This window comes from bacterium (assembly GCA_030247525.1).
Taxonomy (GTDB): domain Bacteria; phylum Electryoneota; class JAOADG01; order JAOADG01; family JAOADG01; genus JAOTSC01.
On sequence record JAOTSC010000064.1, the window covers coordinates 1 to 18575 of the forward strand.

Annotated in this window: 14 protein-coding genes; 3 read left to right on the forward strand and 11 right to left on the reverse strand. The window is 49.3% G+C overall.

Annotated features, from left to right (window positions below; translation table 11 throughout):
• From OEM52_07515 to OEM52_07535, 5 genes are all read right to left on the reverse strand, one after another.
• On the reverse strand, nucleotides 1–372 hold a 372-nt coding region (locus OEM52_07515; protein MDK9699974.1), incomplete at its 3' end, for a hypothetical protein.
• Nucleotides 369–620: a 4Fe-4S dicluster domain-containing protein gene (locus tag OEM52_07520; GenBank protein MDK9699975.1), complete on the reverse strand. Its 252-nt coding sequence runs from the start codon at nucleotides 618–620 to the stop codon at nucleotides 369–371. The genes OEM52_07520 and OEM52_07515, both read right to left, overlap by 4 nt.
• A complete protein-coding gene (locus OEM52_07525) occupies nucleotides 607–2037 on the reverse strand; it encodes a Ni/Fe hydrogenase subunit alpha (GenBank protein MDK9699976.1) in 1431 nt (476 codons plus the stop codon). Before OEM52_07525 ends, OEM52_07520 begins: the two co-directional genes overlap by 14 nt.
• A complete protein-coding gene (locus OEM52_07530; GenBank protein ID MDK9699977.1) occupies nucleotides 2034–2972 on the reverse strand; it encodes a methyl viologen-reducing hydrogenase in 939 nt (312 codons plus the stop codon). Before OEM52_07530 ends, OEM52_07525 begins: the two co-directional genes overlap by 4 nt.
• Before the next feature lie 37 nt (nucleotides 2973–3009).
• Nucleotides 3010–3516, reverse strand: a complete 507-nt coding sequence (locus OEM52_07535) for a hypothetical protein (protein ID MDK9699978.1) — start codon at nucleotides 3514–3516, stop codon at nucleotides 3010–3012.
• A gap of 928 nt (nucleotides 3517–4444) precedes the next feature.
• Between OEM52_07535 and OEM52_07540 the strand changes: the two genes are divergently transcribed.
• On the forward strand, nucleotides 4445–6598 hold the full coding sequence (locus OEM52_07540; protein ID MDK9699979.1) for a methyl-accepting chemotaxis protein: 2154 nt from the start codon (nucleotides 4445–4447) through the stop codon (nucleotides 6596–6598).
• Between the two features lie 47 nt (nucleotides 6599–6645).
• On the opposite strand, the gene ccoS is transcribed toward OEM52_07540, so the two are convergent.
• The 5 genes from ccoS to OEM52_07565 form a co-directional block, all read right to left on the reverse strand.
• The gene (gene ccoS, locus OEM52_07545) at nucleotides 6646–6810 is read right to left on the reverse strand and encodes a cbb3-type cytochrome oxidase assembly protein CcoS (protein MDK9699980.1); all 165 of its coding nucleotides are present in this window, start codon (nucleotides 6808–6810) and stop codon (nucleotides 6646–6648) included.
• An 8-nt stretch (nucleotides 6811–6818) separates the two neighbouring features.
• Complete coding sequence (locus OEM52_07550) at nucleotides 6819–9281, reverse strand: heavy metal translocating P-type ATPase (GenBank protein MDK9699981.1); 2463 nt, start codon at nucleotides 9279–9281, stop codon at nucleotides 6819–6821.
• Nucleotides 9282–9541: 260 nt separating this feature from the next.
• A complete protein-coding gene (locus OEM52_07555) occupies nucleotides 9542–11542 on the reverse strand; it encodes a hypothetical protein (GenBank protein MDK9699982.1) in 2001 nt (666 codons plus the stop codon).
• Between the two features lie 52 nt (nucleotides 11543–11594).
• Complete coding sequence (locus tag OEM52_07560; protein ID MDK9699983.1) at nucleotides 11595–11975, reverse strand: HEPN domain-containing protein; 381 nt, start codon at nucleotides 11973–11975, stop codon at nucleotides 11595–11597.
• Nucleotides 11944–12285 (reverse strand): nucleotidyltransferase domain-containing protein, encoded by a 342-nt coding sequence (locus tag OEM52_07565; protein MDK9699984.1) that lies wholly within the window; start codon nucleotides 12283–12285, stop codon nucleotides 11944–11946. Before OEM52_07565 ends, OEM52_07560 begins: the two co-directional genes overlap by 32 nt.
• Before the next feature lie 151 nt (nucleotides 12286–12436).
• On the opposite strand from OEM52_07565, the gene OEM52_07570 reads away from it, so the two are divergent.
• Together OEM52_07570 and OEM52_07575 are read left to right on the forward strand one after the other, a co-directional pair.
• Entirely contained in the window at nucleotides 12437–15850 is a 3414-nt protein-coding gene (locus OEM52_07570) for a CPBP family intramembrane metalloprotease (GenBank protein MDK9699985.1), read from the forward strand.
• Between the two features lie 130 nt (nucleotides 15851–15980).
• Nucleotides 15981–17963 (forward strand): T9SS type A sorting domain-containing protein, encoded by a 1983-nt coding sequence (locus OEM52_07575; GenBank protein ID MDK9699986.1) that lies wholly within the window; start codon nucleotides 15981–15983, stop codon nucleotides 17961–17963.
• 92 nt (nucleotides 17964–18055) lie between these two features.
• Here the strand turns inward: OEM52_07575 and OEM52_07580 are convergent.
• The coding region (locus OEM52_07580; protein ID MDK9699987.1) for a methyl-accepting chemotaxis protein at nucleotides 18056–18575 on the reverse strand (520 nt) is incomplete at its 5' end.

The following is an 18575-nucleotide window of genomic DNA, read 5'->3' on the forward strand; positions in this document are numbered from 1 at the left end:
ACCATCGAGATAACTGTGAAAGATCCGGCACAATGGTCCACCAAGTGGAAGATTCCGGTTCTCACACACTTTTCGGATAACGCATCGCTCAATTTTGATACCAACGTTGTGATCTTGGCAGCTACAACTGATATCGAAACCGTGTTTCAGATATTCGGTAACCGATTGCATTACACTCTCGGGGCTTAGATCGGTCAGGTAGATGGGAATTTTTTTTGCCATTTCCCTGCCGGTTATGCGGCCAACCGAATCGATCGATCCACCCATTAAGTCATTGATTGTTTCGGAATAGATGTCCAGCAGAAATGACAGCTCGGAAAACGCATTTCCGTAGTCTTCTTGCGTAAGTTTCTGTTCTGATTCGAGATTCATAGAAACCTCCCCATCCGACTGGTGAATTCTAAGTCACGGTAGAAGTTTTTTGTGACATGATATTCGAAGTGAGTAATCGCATGGGAGGGACACAAGTATGAACAGCTTAAGCAAGCGATACAGTCGGTAGCGATTTTCACACTTGCTTTCATAGTAAACTCGTCGAACGAAAAGACGTCGGTCGGACAAATATCGACGCACATTTGACACCCGCGACACGCCTTATCGTGTATCTCAACTCGCAGCATCAGCGTTCCTCCTGATTTGTCGAATTGTTTCTCCGTTGTGTCGAACTTCGATGATTAACGGCATCTGACCCGCCGCATGAGTCGCGCAGGAGAGGCATGGATCAAAACATCGAATCGAAAACTCAACCGCGTTGAGCGCTTCTTTATCGTTCTTACCGATTACATGGGATGACGCCGCCTGCATTATTCCCCGATTGATGGCGGAATAGTTCTGCTGAGTTGCAACAATCAGGTTTGCTGAGCGCACAATGCCATCTTCGTCAATCTCATAATCGTGGATTAACGTACCCCGTGGTGCTTCAACGTGACCGACGCCCCGGCTGCCACGAAACTTCACGGGGACTCGGGTTTCTCCCCATATCGCCGGGTTTGCGACTATCCGCTTTGCGTTTTCGCACGAGTAAATCAACTCGATTGCCCGGGCAAATATTTGCATCACACTACAATGGGCAGGTCGTCCAAACTCCGCTCGAAATTCGGTCAACTCGTGTTCCGCTAACGGAGTGTCAAACGAATCTGCACAGTTGATTCTCGCCAGTGTTCCGACCCGGTAAGATTGTGATATCTCGCCATTTTTGAAGTACACCGGCTTCATGTATGACCAATCCAATGCTGATTCAACGATGAAATCACTGTACTCCAGCGCAGAGAACTCACGTTTGATGTTGCCATTTTCATCAATAATCCGCAAGTTGCCATCACAGTAACTCAGTTTACCATTCTTGACTGTGCCCATATACCATGTCGGAAACGTCCAAGTTGCCAGAATTGCAGGATTCGCCTCCAACAGTTTGCGGAAAAGCGACTTGATTATTGGTAGCAATTCGCAGGCAAGCGATAACGCCTCATCGGTCCAATTAACCAAAGTTGCATGTTTCTCTTGATCGAGTTTGAAGGAAATCCCGCCAGCGACTGAAGTCACCGGATGAATTCCTCGTCCACCGATCATCTCGTTGATTCGTTGTCCGATGGTTCGCAATTGGAGCGCTTTTTTGGCAATTTCGGGAACCGCTTTGACAACCCCGACGATATTTCGGGTCGCCGGATTGGAATCGAGACCCAACACCAGATCCGGTCCTGATAAAACAAACAATGAGAGGACGTGGGAATGAATCATGTGACCCATGAAAAGCAGTTCGCGCAGTAACACCGCCGCCGGCGGTGGTACGACACCAGCGGCGGCATCCAAAGCTTTCGATGCTGCAAGGTGATGTGCCGACGGACAAACCCCGCAAATCCGCGCCGTAATCAAGGGAACCCGATCCGCTTCGACCCCGACCAGTATTCGTTCAAAACCGCGCAGTTCGTTGACCACCAAACCACCGTCGATTAGTTTTCCGTCGTCGCCGACATCAAGAAACACTTTCGCATGTCCTTCAATCCGTGTGACGGGATCAATAACAAATGTTTTGCTCACAGTCTCTCCTCTTCCACTTCGGCGATCCACTTCTTAATTAGAAAGGTCGGTTTCTGGCCAATCATCTTCGACGCCATTGCATAAGAGTAATGGGATTTCGATTGACGCTCGATCGTTTTTTGAATATCAGCCTGTGGTATCTTCGTTAATCGACTCATCCGGTCAGCTAACTCCGTTCTGATATCGCGGTTCGGTTCGGTGAGTACTTGCATGGTTGGCCCCGCGCATCCGGTACAAGTAACACCGTTGATCGGGCACGGTGCTAAACAGCGGTCTAAGGTGATTGAACCTAAGCAAAGATATCCTTGACTCAACAGGCAGGTGTCTTTGTCCGGTAGACCATCATGATTTTGTTTGATTTTGGTGGTGTCGGTTTTTTTCATCGTCCGCTCACAACTTGCACAAACGGATTCATCCTTTGCTTTGGGCGGACGACCGTTGACAAGTGCGAGTAACGCATCGAAAATAAACGCAGCGTGGGGCGGGCAGCCTGGTAAATACAAATCGACGGGAATTACTTCATCAAGCGGGGTAACCAACTTCTCAAGTTTGGAAACTCTTGACATCGGAGGGGTGTGGGTGACCGTTGTTTTATTGTCGACATAAACTGTATTGAGTATGTCTTCCCGAGAGTGAACGATGCTTGCTCCGGGGATTCCACCATACACAGCACAGGTCCCAAACGCGACAATGTTCTTGCAACTCTTTCGCATCTCGAGCGCGGCATGAAGATCGTGTTCACTGCGGATCGCACCCGACACCAAACCCAAATCTGCGGGGGGATAATCCTTGATATCCGTTAAAACGGGACAATGTTGTATCTCTACTGCCCCAAGTATATCCAGAATTTTCTCATGTGAATCGACGATTCCGACATGACAGCCGCCACAGTCACTCAACCACTCGATATTGATTGTTACTTTTCGATCGCTCATCGCGGTATCCTCCAAGAAGAGCTGATTGGGAATAAGTCTACTTTGTGTTTTCCCGGGTCTTGATAATCAACCGTTTATAGCATGCATTCTCACCGGCATGAACTATTTCCACGGTTGATTGATTGCCAGTGATTGATTCCATCGCTGCGGAAAGGAAGCCACTGGTGAGATGGCAAAGTGAACCTTTTTGGGGGTGTCCATAGCGGAAGAGCGCTTGTCGAATCATGCAATCACGGAAAACTAACATGACTTCATAGCCGTCGTCTTTGGGAATCGTCATTTCCGGCTGCGCTGAGGGTTTGAAACACTCGATGTGCCACAAGCAGTTATTGGCTACCAGCAGCTGATCAAGTTCGGCGAGGGCTTCTTGAATATTGGTGGTGTGGGCGGCGCCTTTTGAAAGACTCTTGCCGAATTTCTCGCCAGCCTTGATTGAAATGCTGGTAGAAGTTTCACCAAGAGTCTCTTCCATTCCACAAGCTAAGGCACCTAAAAAACTCATGGTCTCTTGTACTAATTCACGCTTTGCTTCAATGTTATCCATCGAGGTCACCTTTTGAAAAAGGGTTAAACAACAATGTCAACTCATTGAACAGATACAAAACTGAGATGTGAACAAACATGGCGATGGGGTATGTTTCCATGAATCGTTTGGATGAAAACACAATTGTGACGCTCTCTTTGCAGCGGAGTGTTGGTGCACACTGGGCAGGCAGAGGACTGCAAAAACTGTAGTTTCTTCACTCTCATTGATCAATATTTCCAGTCATTGCTGGTATCGCATAAAATAAGTTTACAAAGACAAAGCAAGATCGAAGCGGAGTGATTACTACATTTAATTTACAATATATTAATGAGATGTCAAACTCGTTAGATACATTTGTATGTATAGAATGTTGATTAAATTGCATTTTGTAAAGCGATTTCGTCGTGTCGTTACTCTTGTTGCGTATATATATTTTCGCTCAGTGACCTTTACTTATGTGAAAATTATTGATCACTCTTTGTTTGTTTAGCTTTCTCAATGCGTCCGATTCAACCGATCCCCCAATACAAAAACAGTGTGATGGGAAGCTAACATGCGTGTTAATCACAAAGCAATCCTGAATCGATGATTGTGGAGAAGCTTTGCAAAAATCATGTCTTATTGTTTTGACTCTTGGGGAGTTTTTGAAAATGAATGAAGTGCAATTTGCCTCTTAGAGAATTCAATTTGAGTGGACAGATGTGAGTTGCGAATAGTCGTGGACTTTCTTTCAAAATGAAATAGAGTGGTATTGTGCAATTGGCAAATATTTATAATGTTATACGAAAATATTGAGAGCTTCAAAGATTTGCCAACTGCGAAAACTACCCGACAATTGCTTGCGAAGTGATCAGATTGTTTTGGCGCGCTCACTACAAGCAATATCTTGTTGCGTTTTAACCCACCATCAATGAAATCTTTAACCTTCAATGAAAAGGATTAACCTATGGTTATCGACGATATTCCAATTCGCACCAAACTACTGGGTGTATCAATCGCAATCGCTGTCACTTCCTTGGTAATCGGTTGGTTTTTCGATTCTACCATCGAAGAAATTGTCAAGACTAATGATCGGCATATCAGTTATTTTACTCCGGTACAAAATACTCTCCACGAAATGAAAGGGTCACTAAACCTTGCAGTCTCGGCAGAATTCGGGTTGGCTGTTTACGATTTTCGAACAAGAGGCTTAACCGATGACCTCTATGTTTCAAACGCGAATGCATTGAAAACAATTGCTACCGCCAAGCAGTTCTTGGATAGTTTATTAAAGGATAATCCTACTTATCAGACTGAGTGGAGCGAGCTAACAGGGTTGTTATCGGAGTGGGAGAAAATCAACAAGGAGGCTATCGAAACTAGTAAGCAAATTGATCGTAAACTTGGCTCTAACGATAAATCGACGAATCAATCTGTCGTCGAATTGAATACAAAACTTATTGACGCAGCAGTCCGCTCTCGCTTGATTTGCAGCCAGATTAGTCCACCTTTACTTGCGCTGTTATCAGCGATTCGCGAAGAAGCGACTAAAGCGCAAGAAGATGAGAGGGCAAAGTCCAGTCGGATTTATTACATCATCATCGCTATCACTTTGATTTCATTAGTTTTCACCGTTGCAGTGGGAATCTTCTTCGGATCGAACATTGCTCGTCCGCTTGACCGAATGGTCGACATGATGCAAGAGCTTGAAAAAGGGCATTTAGGAAACCGTGTTCATGTGCCGGGTAAAGACGAAATCGGTCTAATTGGATCTTCGATCGACAACTTCGCCGAGCGGCTCGACAACGTTGTGAGTGCACTGCAAAAAGTTTCGAACGGCGATTTATCGACAAAAATAAGTCCAGCTGACGATAAAGACATTGTTGCAAACTCCTACAATGGAGTTGTCGAGAATTTAGTTAAGATAAAGCAGGAATTGGATACACTTGTCTTTCAGGCACATCAAGGTAATCTCAAAGCGCGTGGTAACGATCGTGCTTTCGATGGAGCTTATAAAGAGATTATCGTCGGATTCAACCAAGTACTGGAAACTTTCTCGCAGCCAATCGAGGAAACGCTGTCAACGCTTGAACGAATTGCCGATAAGGACCTGACAGTTCGGATCGTTCGTGATCTGAAAGGTGATTACAACCGTTTGAAAAATGCTGTTAATGAAACAGCCAACAATTTGGAACAAGGAATGAGCGCTGTTGCAGACTCGGCTGATAGGATATCCGAAGCGGCGCACGAAATCAGTCGGAGCAGTCAGGCGTTGGCACAAGGTGCTTCGGAGCAAGCGGCATCGCTGGAGGAAGTGTCGGCAACAGTGGAAGAGATTTCCGCGATGACTGAGCAGACCGCATCCAATAGCGCTGCTTCGGTTCGCACCTCGGAGGGCGCAGTACGAAATGCCGACAAGGGCAACATCGCTATGGAGAAGATGACGGCGGAAATTGGCAGAATCAAAGACTCCGCCGACCGTACCTCGAAAATCATCAAGACCATCGACGAAATCGCGTTCCAAACGAATTTATTGGCATTAAATGCTGCCGTGGAAGCGGCACGTGCCGGTGAAGCCGGAAAGGGGTTTGCCGTTGTCGCCGAGGAAGTGCGTAACCTTGCGCAACGCAGCGCCGCCGCGGCAAAATCCACTACCGAGCTCATCGACGAATCGCGAAAGAATGCCGACAGCGGTGTTGTGATTACCCGCGAAGTTGCCGACCACTTCCAGCAAATTCAGTTAGATTTGAAAGCGATTAACACCTCGTTGGATTCGATCTCGACGGCTGCCGTACAGCAATCGGAAGGATTGAAACAGGTAAACATCGCGCTTTCGCAACTCAGTTCCGTTACTCAGCAGAATGCAGCGAGCAGCGAAGAAGCGGCAAGCGCTTCCGAATCGCTCAATAGTCAATCGACTGAGATGAGCAACTTGGTGAGTGAATTTGTGCTTAACGAGCGCAGGGCAAGTGCCCAGAAGCGAATTGGCACTGGAGCGAAGCCGATGGAAGCGCTGCCGAACCGTTCTGAACGGAGACCACTGAAGGCATTACCCGAGCGGAGAAGCGGGCGAGCCGATGAGGTGATACCACTCGACATGGACGATCTTTCTGAATTCTAATCGATATTCTAATCGAAAATTATTTGGAAGTATGACGAAAAGCGGGCTTAGTCCCGCTTTTTTGTTGGTGGAGGTGTCGGTTCGGGCGGCGGTGGATCGTCAAGCAAAATGCGTTTCGCCGGCGTGTCAAGATCGTCGAACTGCTTTCGCTTACTCGCCCATAGGAAGGCGGCGACCGCGACCAATACAATCCCCAACGAGATCGGCAGCATGAGGTAAATTACTTCCAAACGAATCCCTTTCGCGTAGCGAGATATAGCGCCGTCAAACTGGAAAGCGGCATCAGGATCGCGGCGACCAACGGCGTCACATGACCCGTGATGGCTAGGGTTGCGCCTACTAAGTTGTACGCAATCGAGATCGTAAGATTCCAACGGATGCGATGCATCGCCTGTTTCGCCAATCGTAATAGCGCAGCGACTTGTCCGATCCCCGGTTCGATTAGAAAAACCCCTGCCGCTTCGCGCGAAACTTCCGCACTGCCGGCGGGACTGATGCCGACATCGGCTGCCGCTAATGCCGCCGCATCGTTCACCCCGTCGCCCACCATTGCAACCACCGCGTTTTTCGACATAACTGCTTGTACTCGCTCGAGTTTCGCTTCCGGTGAAACGCTGGCGTTGTAGTTGCCAATCGCTAATTGATCGGAAACTTTTTTTACGGCAGCAAAGCTATCGCCGGAGAGAATTTCACAAGTGATGTTTTGGCGATGAATATCTTCGATTGCTGTTTTCGCGTCGGAGCGGAGGGCGTCACCAATCGCATACAATGCAACGATTTCCTCATCCCGGCTCACCCACACTGGTGTCGCTCCCAACGCATCGAGTTCCTGCATTGCCGCATTCATCGCATCGGTGGGGTGCCTACCGCCCGCGACAAAGGGATAGGTTCCGATAACGAAGGATTGCGCGTTACTATCGGGAAATTGGACAACGCCGCGGATACCGTGTCCCGCGATTTGTTGTACCTGCGAAACTGCGAGTGTTGTCGCAGCGGTTCGTTGGAAGGCGGCGGCGAGATGGTGCGTCGAGTGCGCTTCGATTGCTGCGACTGCTTGTGTAATTTTTTCTTGGTCGGCTTGTGTAAGATCGGAAAAATAGCGTGTCGAAAGTAACCGGGTTGCCCCTTCAGTCAAGGTTCCGGTTTTATCGAGCATGACGCGGTCGATGGCAGCCAGCCGCTCGAGTATCGGCGCTCCACGGATGAATATGCCTTGTTTGGCGGCGAAACCAATCGCAGTAGCAAATGAAATGGGAACCGCTAACCCAAGCGCGCAGGGGCAAGTCACCACTAACATCGCTACGCCATACCATAACGCCTTCGTGGGATCGATTTGCCACCAGAGCACAATCGTCAGGGTCGCCAACAGAATGATACTGGAAACAAACCACCCGGCGATACGGTCGGTGATGACGGTGAAGGGGGCGCGCTTGGCAGCCGCTTCGCGCATCATCTGCGATAGCTTTCCTAACCTAGTCGCTTCCCCAATGGCAACGGCGCGCAGTTGCACCGGACGCTCGACAACGATGTTACCGGCAAAAATAACTTCTCCACGAATTACTTTCCGGGGTTTCGCTTCCCCGGTGAAAGACGCTTCGGAGATGAGTGCTTCGTCGGTAAGCAATTCACCATCGACCGGAATCGTTTCACCCGGAAGGATTTGCAGTTTGTCGCCGGTATGTACCTCAGTGAGTGGTTTATCGACTGTTCCATTATTCTCGATGCCGTGTACGATTTTCGGCATTGCCGAGAGTAAGGTCACACTCGCTTCGCTTGCCCAGCGGTTTGCCCGTGCGAGTACATATCGTCCCACTAGCAGCAGAAAAACCAACGAAGTGACGCTATCGAAATAAACTTCGCTGCGCTGTTGCCACGTTGCAATGGTACTCGCGAAAAAACTTACGAGGATACCCAGCGCAATCGGTAAATCCATCGCCGCGACTTTATTCCGCAATCCGTTCCATGCGCCGAGGTAGAACGGATAGGCGGCATAGGTAACAACCGGGAGGGCAAGTCCCAACGAGATCCACCGGAAGAGCGACGCGTACTGTGGTTCGATACCGCTGAATTCCCCAGCATACAGAGCGAAGGCGAGTAGCATGATGTTACCGGCGCCGGCGGCGGCAACACCCATTCGGATCAATAGTTTGCGGTCGGTGTCGCGGAGCGAAGTCGTCGCATTGTCGGAGAGTGGATGAGGTGGATAACCGATGCGGTCGAGGGCGTGGGCGAAGTCGCTGAGTTTCTGTGCGACCGGATCGAATACGATGAGAACAACGCTGCGTCCCAAATCCAATCGCGCCGAACGGGCATGTTCGCGTTCGAGGAGAATTTTCTCGATGAGCCAAGCGCAGGCGATGCAATGCGTCCCTTCGACATATAATTCGATTTCAAGTAATCCACCGGGTAGTTTTCGCGCTGTTTGGGATAGGAACGCGGGATCGTCGAACCCGGAATAGTCTTTCCCGGTGACTTTCGCCGGTCGTTTAACATCGTCGGATAACTCTTTTCGCAGCCGGTAGTACTCCTCCAAATCGCAGCCGTGGAGAATCCCGTAGACAGTGGCGCAACCGTTGCAACAGAATTGCTCGCTCGGCCCGGGGCGCAACAATTGCTCCGGCACTGGCGTTCCGCAGTGCGTACAAAGGGTTTCATTGACAACTTTAGGATTGGTTTCCGACATGTTTCTTTAGACAAAAAGGGTAGCCGCAGGCTTCAGCCTGCGTTTCTTAGAATTATAAATATGCGTGTGCTATTCGTCATTAACGAATTATCGTAACAAGTCTGGTAACTTGTGAGTGATGCTGATCCATGAATACAGGCTGTTATTGTATTGATAACAAAATACAAGAAGAACAGAATTATGGCAAGATAATCAGCTAAGCACCATAAGCCCATTGCAACCCGATTGTGAGATAGGGTTATATATTTTGACAAATGGGGTTACTTTTTCCAGTTGGGTTTGAATAGAATCGTTCCGTTGGTAACATCGTACCCGATTCCCTTGAGAACAGGGAGGGTTTCAGTCGTGGTTTGGATACGTTGCGAATTATTCGCGAGCGTTTTTTCTGGATAGTTGTCTTTCCCGGCAAGGTCGAGGAAAACCGCCGCCGACAGCATAAACGCCCGCACGCCGATTTTCGAGTCGTTGTGCGATTCGCCGAGATTGCATCCTTCCCGATGGGTATCATCCCCGTCGCCATCGACGAATAGTGCGACGCTGCTATTTAAGGAACGCCCAACCGCATTCGCTTTCGCGTTATACTCATCGTTTCCGGTGGAGTCATAAAACACCGAAGCTGAGAAATCGTGCGCCGCGCCGATGCCCATCGTCATCACCGATTCGTAGCGGTCGTTGCCCGCCCCTTCGGATAAATAGCTGATGCCGAAATGAGCCGTTGCCGATTGCGAGTACCAGACGCCGCGATAGTTGTCGTCGCCGGAGCGGTCGTCTAAGATACCGATCCCGTACCAATACCCTACTGCTTGGACAAAAACGCCACCGAAATAGGTATCATTCCCATTCCCGTCGAGCAACATTCCGACCCCGCCGCCGAGTGATCTCCCATCGACGTAATCGCGGCGGAAACCGTAGCCCGCCCCTTGCGACATATTCGCATTATGTTGGTTCGATTGCGGACTCGGGAAGCGGATATCGGTATCGTTGGCGGTATAGGAATCGTTTCCGGTATTGTCCAGTAGAACGCCCACCCCGCGCGGCAAGCCGCAGCCTTGGCTGTTCAAATAGCTATGGTACTGGTCGTTGCCGGCGATATCGTTCAAGACGCCGACACCATAAAGACCGAAGCCTTGGGCACTACCATTCGCGGAATATTGGTCGTCACCGGCACGGTCGAGCAAAATTCCGAAACCGCCGACGCCGGCTCCTTGGGCATAGAATCCGCTTGATTGATAACTGTCGTTGCCTGCCTGATCGATCAGAAAGCCCCAGCCGAGGATGCCGACCCCGAAAGCCGGAAGATTCATCCCAGCGAGATATTCATCGTTACCAGCGCCATCGATCAAGATGCCGAGTGGTGCGCTGATGCTACTGGACGCACCGCCGGAGGAGTATTTATCATCTCCACTGCCGTCAAAAATCAATAGATAGGAATCGCGGGGGTACGTATCGTTACCACTCCCATTCAGGAAAATTTTTCCGTAACGGGTATTGCACACAAACTGGAATTTATCCTGAGATGGGTTAACCGTCAGGGAATCGATAACCCGGTCGATCACGGAAGTCAGGTCGTCGGCGGCTGCTGATAATGGATTCCAATCGACTTGATTCAATGCATCGAATTGCGAATAAAATGCTTTCCACTCTTCCGCTTCGCTGCGTGGCGGCGGCGTCGAAACGGTATCATCGGATGCGCGCTCCAACGGCTCGCTTAATGCTTTGTACAAGGCTTCCCGTTGTTCTTGTGATAAAGTGCGCATTGCAAGCTCGCGTTTTGCGAAGGCGTCGTGAGCAGCAAACAGAATCGCCGCCGCCGCTTGTTGTATCGCTGGCGGGATGGGTTCGAGGGAGGGAACAGTCGCGGTAGCATCGAGTTGCAGTATTGCCCGATGCAACGCATTGGGTTCGCTCGCCCGCGTAAAATACTTGTCCGACGGTGTCGGCGGGATGAGATCGCGCCGCGTCGCAATGCCGGCGATGGTTGACGCGATAGCTGTGAGGTTGTGGAGTTTCCCATCGCTACTGTAAAAACCGTTGCGATAGAATTGCTCCCAGAACGGAATGCGAGTCGGTTCGAGGAACCATTGGTTGAATACGGGGAGTACTCCCACCGTACCGGCGCGATGTTGCCAGAAGAGGGGATCGACCCGGAACTCATTGCGGGTTAACTCGATCTTTGCAAGCGCTTCATCCAGTGCGTCGGGGGGAGTGGCGAGGCAAATACTTGTGAGTGTGAGAAGTGTAAGAATTACCTGAATGCGCATGTGAAAACCTGTCTGTAGTCAATGTTAATATCGAGGTTAGAGCACGGATTCCTTACGAATTGAATAGCGGTAGAATAATCTCGCGAATTGAGCGGCATGTTTCAAATGCTTCTGTAGCATCATCTTCGTTCGCCTCCTCATACGGATAACGGTAATTAACAGCTCCTAAACTTAATCGAGTTAATCGGTGCTCATTTATTCGTATATCTGGGTAGAATTCTATCATGATGCGATAGAGTTCTAACAAATCGTGGATTTTAGGTGGGGTTTGAGAATTATGAATTAACAATGCTTTGAAAAGTTTCTCGACACATTGTTGGCTATGAAAAAAAACGCTGTCATAATTTGGATTTTCGATTACCGCTAACTCGCGCTTCGCTGTATTGTAGTCGCCGTCTGCTTTAGACAGCCAACGCAGTAAAGTTTCGTTCATACAGCACAATCCCTTCCCGTTCGGCGGAAACAACGATTGGGTCAAATTCTTGCAGTCGCATCCGATAATCGGCAGGACGGATCACAAGAATATCCATCGCAAACTGAATTTGAAGGGAGGATCGGATTTCAGCGGCTTTCCGATACGACTTCCCGTCATACTCCATAACGATGAGCAAGTCGACATCCGAATCCGGTTGTGCCGTTCCGGTAGCACGCGACCCAAACAGCACTATCCGTTCCGGTGAGAACCGGGCGGCAATTTCGGCGGCGACTTTACGGATCGATTCGATATTGATTGTATCGCTCATACTGGCAAACTAACGCTCCATTCCGTGCGAGTCAATAACGTTTCCCCATTTCCCGAAAAATGTAATTCCTACTGCTTTTCGTTGGATAGCTCTAAACGACCCCTTATTTTGTAGCGAACTAATAACTGCTTAGCAACCACAGGAGTTTCCGATGGAACGAGTGAAGTTGCAGTCCCCCGATTTTCGCTTTTTACTGATTTGTCTACTTGTCCTTGCCGGTTCCATTGCAATCGGCTGGCAGTACTTCCACAAAGCCTTTCCAGAATCGACCATCGACTTTAAGCTCGACCGTACTGCGGCAGGCGCAGTCGCCGAGCAATTCCTCGCGCAGACGGTTGGCGCCCCACCTGCCGATTACAAGCACGTCAGCCGGTTCGGTTACAGTGGCGGCGCGAAGGCGTACCTCGAGAAAGAGTTGGGCGTCGAAGCTGCGAGCAAATACTTGGGACACCCCATCAAGCTTTGGTATTGGCAGCACCGCTGGTTCAAACCGAGTACGAAAGAGGAGTTCAAAGTCTTCGTTTCCCCAGAAGGGGAAATCGTCTGGTTCGACCACGACATCGAGGAGACGAAAGCTGGCGCATCCCTACCAGAAGACTCTGCTCGAGTTCTTGCCGAGCAATTCTTAATGAACCGGATGGGACTATCGCTCGCATCGCTCGAACCGACCATGGCGAACAAAACCGGTCGACCGAATCGCGACGATTGGAATTTCGAGTGGAAAGCGAAAGGGATCGAACCGGTCAAAGAGTCGAGTTACCGCTATCTGGTCACGATCCAAGGCGACCGGGTCGACGGCTACCGCGAGTATCTCTGGGTACCGCAGAAGTGGTACGCGTCCTATGAAAAATTGCGCAGCTACAATGAAATGGCGTCGCAATTCGCTTCCATCGGATTAATCCTGACTGTGATTGCGATGGTCATCGTCTTCTTCATGAATGTCCGAAAAAAGAACATTCCGTGGCGGTTAGCGTCGATCTTCGGCGGCATCACCTTCGTTCTATTACTACTCAACGTACTGAATGAGTTTCCGCTTACACTGTATGGATTCAAAACCGCGTCCTCTTGGTCGGGAGAAATCACGCGCGGATTGTTACTCGATATTAGCGGCGCTTTGGTGCAAGCGCTCTTCATTTTCCTGCTCACGGCTTGGGCGGAACCGATTTACCGCGAACGCTATGGCGACAAATTCTCCATCGGGAAGATGTTTACTTTTTCCGCACTTCAAACGAAGACCGGCTTCAAAGGGGTATTTCTCGGAATCACGTTAACCGCCTTTTTCTTTGCGTATCAGGTGGTATTTTATCTCACCGCGCAACATTACGGCGCGTGGAGTCCCTCCGATGTCCCCTACGATAATTTGCTCAATACTGCGATGCCGTGGCTTGCGGTCTTGTTCATTGGATTCTTCCCAGCGGTCAGCGAAGAATTCATGAGTCGTGTCTTTTCGATTCCGCTCTTGCAAAAACTCTTCAAGAACAAATTCACTTGGATAGCGGTCATAATTCCTGCCTTCATTTGGGGGTTTGGTCATTCGTCGTATCCGAATCAGCCGTTTTATATCCGCGGTCTCGAAGTTGGCATAGCGGGCGTGATCATCGGCTACATCATGCTCAAGTGGGGCATTCTCCCGGCGTTGGTTTGGCACTACACCGTCGATGCGATGTATACCGCCTTTCTGATGTTCCGTAGCGATAATTGGTACTTCGTTTTGACGGCTTATGTTGCAACCGGACTGCTGGTGATACCGCTCATCGTCGCATTGGTGCTCTATTTCCGGAAAGGGGGATTCCTACCGGAAGTTGGACTCACCAACGCTGAGTTTACTTTACCAACAAAACCGGAACCAGAACCTGTTGCCATCGAAGTTGAACCGACTCCCGAAACGGTACCGGAGACAATCGCAATACCCGACACTGCTCCGGCAGCGGCAATAACAAAAATCAATCGACCGTTGGCAATTGTCTTGCTTGTCATTGGAGTGATCGCCGCCATCGTGCCGGCAACAAAATTGGGCGACTTCATTGCGTTTCCGATTCCGAAACAAATCGCGATACAGAATGCTATCGATACGTTACGGAGCAGCGGTTGGGCGAATCCCGATACATTAGAATACGCGATCTTTGTGCAATCCGGGAACGATAGAATCGAAGCCGATCATGAAACGAAATATTATTTATCGCAGTGGCGCTCACTGACGAAAACGAACGAGTGGTTCGATGAAAATAGTTTTGTTTCGAGTTGGATGGTTCGGTTTTGGAAACCAGAGAACCGGCTGCGCTTTACGGTGGTAATCGATGCTCGCAGTGGCGCTGTGCAATCGATGCGGTCGTTCCTACCTGAAGAGTTGGTTGGCGATTCACTTTCGAAGGATTCCGCGCGCGCGATTGTGGAGACCACGCTGATCAAACGTGGGGTCAATCTCACCGAATTTGAGTTGAAAGATTATTCCCTCGATAAGCGCCCGCACCGGCTCGATCACTACTTCTATTACGAAGCGAAACCTGACGATCCACGTCATGTTGGCGAAGCGAAGTACCGGCGGTTTGCGGTCGTTGAAGGAAATTACGTCACAGTTAGTACGCGCGCATTCCACAAGCTACCGGAAAAGTGGCAACGTGCGCGCGATGGTTCGACGGTTTTCCGTACCGTAGCCCACAGCATCAAAGGGGTACTCATCGGAGCGTTAGCAATCTGGCTGGCGATTCTCCTCATCCTGAAAGCGCGCAAAGGGGAAGTGCCGTGGCGAACGGCGTTCCAGCTCGCGCTGCTTCCCGGCGCACTCTTTCTCATCGGACAATTGAATCTCTTCCACACGATGAAGAGCGCTTACTTCATGAACATTGCAACGCCGTGGGCAGTATTCAAAATGTCGATTGTTATCGCTTGGCTGCTCAGTTCCATCGCGGTGTATTTCCTCTTTGTGTTGGCGATTGGATTTCTGCTCTCGCACTATCCGAATGCCATGACGCAAATACAAGGAATTGTGAAACGTCGCAATGCCGTGAATGCGCTATTGGCAGCTCTTGCCGCAGTTGGAGCGTTTTTGTTGCTGAGCGCCATCAAAGCGTGGCTCAACGCTTGGCAGCCGGCATGGATTGCATTCACCGGGTGGGGAATTCCCGATTTGCTGGAAGTACCGTTACCAATAACCGGCATGTTGTCGGAGTGGATTACCAAAGTATTTGCAATGCTCGCGATGATTGGATTTCTCGCGCACCTCTGGCAACATATTCTGCATAAGAGTTGGCAGCGCCGTTTCTTACTACTCTTCCTGTTGCTCATCATTCCCGCGCAGGCAGTCGATGGCGGAGAAATGCTGCTTGTTTTGATGAAACAAGCGCTCCTCATTGCTATCGTTTACTTGCTGTTCTCGAAAGTGTTTGCCGGGAATTATCTCGCAATCCTTGTCGCGGCAATCACACTTCCTGCACTCCGGTTGGGTGCCGATGCATTTTCGTATGGCAATATGAATGTATCGGTACAGGCGGCAATCTTCCTGCTCATTACAGTGGGTGGAACGATTGTGTGGTTATACTTGGGAAAGCAGCAGGTGAAGTCGTAGAAATATTTCTTAATCGTTTTCATCGTGTAACGCTGCGAGCAGCGATAACAAGCCTGCTCGTAGCATCACACGAATTTACGAATATTAATATTTCCTTTTGTTCGCAAAGTTACATTCACCGGAACGTACAATGATCGTCCAGCTAACAACATGCAAGCGTATTTTCGCGGTTGTTCTTCTACTTATTCTTAGTTCGGTGTCATTTTCGCAGATCTACACCGTCCACCAAATCCAATACAATCCATCCAACCCCGGTGGACCATCGCCCTATGTCTATCAACATTTACGAATCGCGGCAATCGTAACGGGTGTCGGAGTCAACACCGGTGCCGGTGGTACGAGGAGCTTCTTTGTACAGGATCGCGATACGACCGGGTATCACGGCTTATTAACCCGTACGACGAGAGAGCTCACTTTCAACGAGGGTGATAGCGTTTTCCTCACTGGAACAGTTGTTGAATGGAATGGGCAGACCCAACTTAATATTTTTACAACTGACACAATAATGGCGTTGCAACTTGATGTATGGGAACCTCTTCCCGCGAACGTAACCGTTTCGTCGATTGCAGTAGCATTCACCGCCGAACCATTCGAAGGCATGTTAGTTAAAGTATCAAATGTTCGAGTAACCGCTGTCGCTACCGATGGTGTTACCATCAGCGATGGCACTTCTTCGATTAACGTAAAAGGATTTGGGGTAGGCGGTCGGTGGAATCTGCCGCTCATGGTAGGGGATTCGTTGCAATCGATCACCGGAAATCTTCGCCAAATGACTCCTACGACATATCAGTTGGAACCCCGTTCGGACATCGATTTTGAGTCCTATGGGAACAATGCTCCCATTATATCTAACGTGTCGAATTCACCTTTCACTCCTACTCCGAGTGATTCCGTATTCTTCCGGGCAACCGTTACTGATATCGAAACCGCAGTCAGCGCCGTTTGGCTGACTTTTCGGTTGAACTCTTCCTTATCCTACGATTCCCTTCCAATGACAAGCGGCGATAATCGTTCCTATTCGGTAGTCGCCGGGCCATTTCCTCCGAGCCAATCGCAAGTAAGTAATACGATTCGTTACATCGTTCATGCCCGCGATTCGGAGGGAGCAGTTGCGGCATTCAATGAGCGTTCGTTTACCGTTGCGATAACGAACTCCGAGAAATATCAACGGATCATTGCTTATCCCGATTCTTTCCTCTATAGAACGATTTCGTTGGAAGGACAATTAGTTTACGTTGCGGGTCGTCCAACTTCATCCGGCAGTCACCGAACCGATGCCTATCTCGTCGATACCACTACTTGTATCGGTTTGTACATCAGCGAAAGGGATGCACCAGAAACATTTTTCGGGATGGTGCGGGGAGCCTATGTCCGAATGAATGCATCTGTAACAACGTATAATGGATATTTAGAAATAAACGGTTCAAATACTTTTACAGTATTGGACACCCTTCCCCTTCCGCGTCCCATACCAATCCAAACCGGCGATACAACCGCGCAAAGACACTTATACCAAACTGGGAACCCACTGTATTACACATCAGGAAGTTGGATACAAACAACAGGTACGATTGTATCGGTAGATTCCGGTGTGGGCGGTGGAACCAATATTTTACTCGACGACAGCACCGGCTCGCTATTACTGCGAGTATGGAATTACACCGGTTTAACGCGTGTGCTTACCGCCAGCGGTGATTCTATTCCATTAACCGAATTGGTAGGTAGAACCTACACAATACGAGGGGTCGCTGCGGTCTATAATTCCGATTTCCACTTGCTTGCTGGATACGTCGAAGATTTTATCGAACAGGGTTCATCAGCGCCAGAGCAAGAAATAACTTTCCTTCCGCAAACACTGACAATCGAAAAAATCTATCCAAATCCTTTGAATGCTGCGGTCTCCATCGCGTACTCCTTGTCGCGACCGGAGAACGTTACCATTACAATATTCGATGTATCGGGAAGAGAGATTGAGTCATTCGTACGCAATCACCCAACTGCCGGTTTGTTTTACTTCCATTGGAATGCAAGCACATTGCCTTCGGGCAGCTATCTTTGTCGAATGCAAACCGCCAACAGCTCGATATCACGCCGGATCACGATTGTAAAGTAATTGTGCTTTCGCACGATATCGTAAAATGAAAAACGGGAGGATCATTCCTCCCGTTTTCTTCTTGTTCTATTAATTATGAGACTCAATGTGACTCAACCCGAAATCAACCGACGATTCCAGCGTGAATTTGCACTTTGCTTACCACTGCTATGGTTTTCCTGCAACGTAAAGTCATCGACGATTTCTCGTAAGGAATGTGCCTGCTCGTTTAACGACTCCGCGGCTGCCGCCGATTCCTCACTCGAGGCAGCACTTTGCTGGGTTACCGCATTCAATTGAGACACCGCGATATTCACTTGATCGATGCCGGTGCTTTGATCGCGGGAGGCGTTCGCAACGCCTTCTATCAATGAATTGATATTCTTAATGTTACTCAGAATTTTCTCAAAATGGTGAGTAACCTCGCTCATTGCACGAACGCCTTGGTCGACATTTCTGATCGATTCGTCAATCAACTCAGAAGTAGATTTTGCTGCCGTGGCGCTGCGTTTGGCAAGATTGCGTACCTCTTCAGCGACCACTGCAAATCCTTTTCCAGCTTCACCGGCACGGGCAGCTTCTACGGCAGCATTAAGTGCAAGTAAATTGGTCTGAAATGCAATTTCGTCAATC

Bases quoted from the DNA above. Each gene is read 5' to 3' on its own strand.
- OEM52_07540 (MDK9699979.1), top strand. From the start codon at position 4,445: ATGGTTATCGACGATATTCCAATTCGCACCAAACTACTGGGTGTATCA.
- OEM52_07520 (MDK9699975.1), bottom strand. From the start codon at position 620: ATGCTGCGAGTTGAGATACACGATAAGGCGTGTCGCGGGTGTCAAATG.
- OEM52_07555 (MDK9699982.1), bottom strand. From the start codon at position 11,542: ATGCGCATTCAGGTAATTCTTACACTTCTCACACTCACAAGTATTTGC.
- OEM52_07560 (MDK9699983.1), bottom strand. From the start codon at position 11,975: ATGAACGAAACTTTACTGCGTTGGCTGTCTAAAGCAGACGGCGACTAC.
- OEM52_07535 (MDK9699978.1), bottom strand. From the start codon at position 3,516: ATGGATAACATTGAAGCAAAGCGTGAATTAGTACAAGAGACCATGAGT.
- OEM52_07530 (MDK9699977.1), bottom strand. From the start codon at position 2,972: ATGAGCGATCGAAAAGTAACAATCAATATCGAGTGGTTGAGTGACTGT.
- OEM52_07570 (MDK9699985.1), top strand. From the start codon at position 12,437: ATGGAACGAGTGAAGTTGCAGTCCCCCGATTTTCGCTTTTTACTGATT.
- OEM52_07575 (MDK9699986.1), top strand. From the start codon at position 15,981: ATGATCGTCCAGCTAACAACATGCAAGCGTATTTTCGCGGTTGTTCTT.
- OEM52_07565 (MDK9699984.1), bottom strand. From the start codon at position 12,285: ATGAGCGATACAATCAATATCGAATCGATCCGTAAAGTCGCCGCCGAA.
- OEM52_07550 (MDK9699981.1), bottom strand. From the start codon at position 9,281: ATGTCGGAAACCAATCCTAAAGTTGTCAATGAAACCCTTTGTACGCAC.
- ccoS (MDK9699980.1), bottom strand. From the start codon at position 6,810: ATGCTGCCGATCTCGTTGGGGATTGTATTGGTCGCGGTCGCCGCCTTC.